3 protein-coding genes and 1 pseudogene are annotated in these 2,877 nt (G+C 64.4%); all 4 read right to left on the reverse strand.

Annotated elements, in window-relative coordinates:
- Nucleotides 1–174, reverse strand: a pseudogene (locus tag EOA29_RS31445) (sugar ABC transporter permease); the annotation flags it as partial.
- A complete protein-coding gene (locus EOA29_RS31450) occupies nt 175–1,242 on the reverse strand; it encodes an ABC transporter ATP-binding protein (RefSeq protein WP_126093837.1) in 1,068 nt (355 codons plus the stop codon).
- A 10-nt stretch (nt 1,243–1,252) separates the two neighbouring features.
- The gene (locus EOA29_RS31455) at nt 1,253–2,332 is read right to left on the reverse strand and encodes an ABC transporter ATP-binding protein (RefSeq protein ID WP_126093836.1); all 1,080 of its coding nucleotides are present in this window, start codon (nt 2,330–2,332) and stop codon (nt 1,253–1,255) included.
- 39 nt (nt 2,333–2,371) lie between these two features.
- Nucleotides 2,372–2,877 (reverse strand): glycerol-3-phosphate dehydrogenase C-terminal domain-containing protein (locus tag EOA29_RS31460; RefSeq protein WP_281061120.1); only part of this gene is annotated, 506 nt, incomplete at its 5' end.

The raw sequence follows: 2,877 nt of genomic DNA on the forward strand, positions 1-2,877 counted from the left end.
GGCAAGCAGTTCCTCGAACCACTCGGTGCCGGCCCAGAAGAAGACGTTGTTGCCGAACGTGTCCTGCACCGAATAGTTGACGACGGTCATCAGCGGGATGACGGCCGAGAACGCCACCAGCACCAGCACCGGCAGGACAAGGAACCAGGCTTTGTTGTTCCAGGTCTTTTCCATCTAGGCCCCCATCTCGACGCGCCACGAATCGGCATAAATGTTGATGCCGGCCGGATCGAAGCGAACCTTGGGCTCGGACGGCACTTCGTCGTCTTCGCCGATGACGGCGGCGATCTCCTTGCCTTCGAGATTGGCGCGCACAACCTTGTGGCGGCCGACATCCTCGACCTTGCTGACCTGGACGGTCATTCCTTCACGGCCGAGCCGCACATATTCGGGACGGATGCCGAGCTCGACGGCGCCGGCTTCGGCCTTCGGCACGCCCGGCAGCTCGATGCGCTGCGCGCCGAGCATCGCCGTCCTGCCTTCGAGCGCAACCGGCAGGACGTTCATGCCCGGCGAGCCGATGAAATAGCCGACGAAAGTGTGCCGCGGGCGTTCGAACAGCTCGGCCGGCGTGCCGATCTGCACGATCTCGCCGTCATACATGACCACGACGCGGTCGGCGAAAGTCAGCGCCTCGGTCTGGTCGTGCGTGACGTAGACCATGGTGTAGCCGAAGCGGCGGTGCAGTTGCTTGAGCTGCGAGCGCAGCACCCATTTCATATGCGGGTCGATGACGGTGAGCGGCTCGTCAAACAAGATGGCGTTGACGTCGGAGCGCACGAGGCCGCGGCCGAGCGAGATCTTCTGCTTCTGGTCTGCGGTCAGCCGGCGCGCCTTCCGGTTCGCCATCGAGGCGAGATCGATCATGTCGAGCGTCTCGCGCACCTTGCGGTCGACATCGGCCTCCGGCACGCGGCGGTTGCGCAGCGGGAAGGCCAGATTGTCGTAGACGGTCATGGTGTCGTAGATGACCGGGAACTGGAACACCTGGGCGATGTTGCGTTCCTGCGTCGACAGCCTGGTCACGTCCCTGCCGTTGAACAAAAGCTGGCCGTGCGAGGGGTGGAGCAGCCCCGAAATGATGTTGAGCAAGGTGGTCTTGCCGCAGCCCGAGGGCCCGAGCAGCGCATAGGCGCCGCCGTCCTCGAAAGTGTGGTGCACTTCCTTCAGTGCGAAATCCGAATCTTTCTTCGGATTGGGCAGGTAGGAATGGCGGATATGGTTGACCTCGATGCGCGCCATCGCTTCCTCCTCAGGCCGCCAGCTTCGACGCCGTCACGGCGCTGCCGTTCTGGTCGAACACCATGATGTGGCGCGGATCGATGAACACCTCGACCTCGTCGTCGGTCTCGAAGTCGAGGATGCCGTGCGCCAGCATCACCCAGCGCGCGTCGGCGAAGTCGAGATGGACGAAGCTCTCCGAGCCGGTGATCTCGGTGATGGTGACCTTGGCCCGCACCGGCACGGCGCTGGCGTTGGGACGTTCGAGCGACAGATGATGCGGCTGGAAGCCGATCGTGTAGCTCGCGTCGGGAATGCCGAGCAGCTCCGGCGGCACCGGCAGCTTGACACCGCCTTCGAGCAGGAAATCCGATCCCTTCTTGGCGAGCACGATCGAGTTGAGCGGCGGGTCGGCGAAGGTCCTGGCCGTCACCAGGTCGGCCGGCTTGCGGAACACTTCGATGGTCGGCCCGAATTGCGTGACACGGCCTTCGGAGAGGGTGGCTGTGTTGCCGCCGAGCAAAAGCGCCTCATGCGGCTCGGTCGTGGCATAGACGAAGATCGTGCCGGCAGCGGCGAAGATCTTCGGCAGTTCGGCGCGCAATTCCTCGCGCAGCTTGTAGTCGAGATTGGCTAAGGGCTCGTCGAGCAGGACGAGGCTGGCGTTCTTGACGATGGCACGGGCGAGCGCGGTGCGCTGCTGCTGGCCGCCGGACAGGCTGAGCGGCGTGCGGTCGAGATAGGGCGTGAGCTTCAGCAGCGCGGCGGCGTTGCGCACATCCTTGTCGATCCTGGCCTGCTCGACGCCCGCGACCCGAAGCGGCGAGGCGATGTTCTCGTAGACGGTCATCGCCGGATAGTTGATGAACTGCTGATAGACCATGGCGACATTGCGCTTCTGCACCGGCTGTACGGTGACATCCTTGCCGTCGAACCACACCGAGCCGGAGCTCGGCGCGTCGAGGCCGGCCATCAGCCGCATCAGGCTGGTCTTGCCCGAAAGCGTCGGTCCGAGCAGAACGTTCAGCGAGCCGTGCTGAAGCGTCAGCGACACGTCGCGGATATGCTCCTGCGCGCCGACCGTCTTCGTCACGTTCCTCAGTTCCAGCATCACGCCTCCTCCCAGGCCTTTCGCATTACCGGGCGGCCTTCACTCGGCCGCCGCGACGTGGCGCCGGCCACGCATGAATTCTTCCAAGGCCGCCGTCTGCTCGCGGCTGAAATGCAGGCCGCGCTTGGTCCTGCGCCACAGCACGTCCTCGGCGGTGACGGCCCATTCGTTCTCGACGAGATAGCGCACCTCGGCCTCGTAAAGGTCGGCGCCGAAATTGCGGCCGAGATCGGCATTCGACTTGGCCAGCCCAAGCAGCTTCTCGGCGCGCGTGCCGTAGAGCCGGGTGAGCCTGCGCGCCAGCCGCTGATCGAGGAACGGATAGACGTTCTTGAGCTTTGATACCTGCGCGTCGAAACCGGTCGCCGGAAAATCGCCGCCGGGCAGCGGCGCATTGGCGGTCCATGGTTTGCCGCGCTTGCCGAGAAAACCTTCGATCTTCTCCAGCATCGATTCCGCCAGCCGGCGGAACGTCGTGATCTTGCCGCCGAATGAATTGAGCAAGGGGGCCGCGCCCTCCCCGCCATCGGCCTTCAGCACATAGT

Source organism: Mesorhizobium sp. M1E.F.Ca.ET.063.01.1.1, from assembly GCF_003998155.1.
GTDB lineage: Bacteria > Pseudomonadota > Alphaproteobacteria > Rhizobiales > Rhizobiaceae > Mesorhizobium.

What these genes read in the sequence shown, in the direction of transcription:
- EOA29_RS31455 (WP_126093836.1), bottom strand. Translation starts at nt 2,332, where the DNA reads ATGCTGGAACTGAGGAACGTGACGAAGACGGTCGGCGCGCAGGAGCAT.
- EOA29_RS31450 (WP_126093837.1), bottom strand. Translation starts at nt 1,242, where the DNA reads ATGGCGCGCATCGAGGTCAACCATATCCGCCATTCCTACCTGCCCAAT.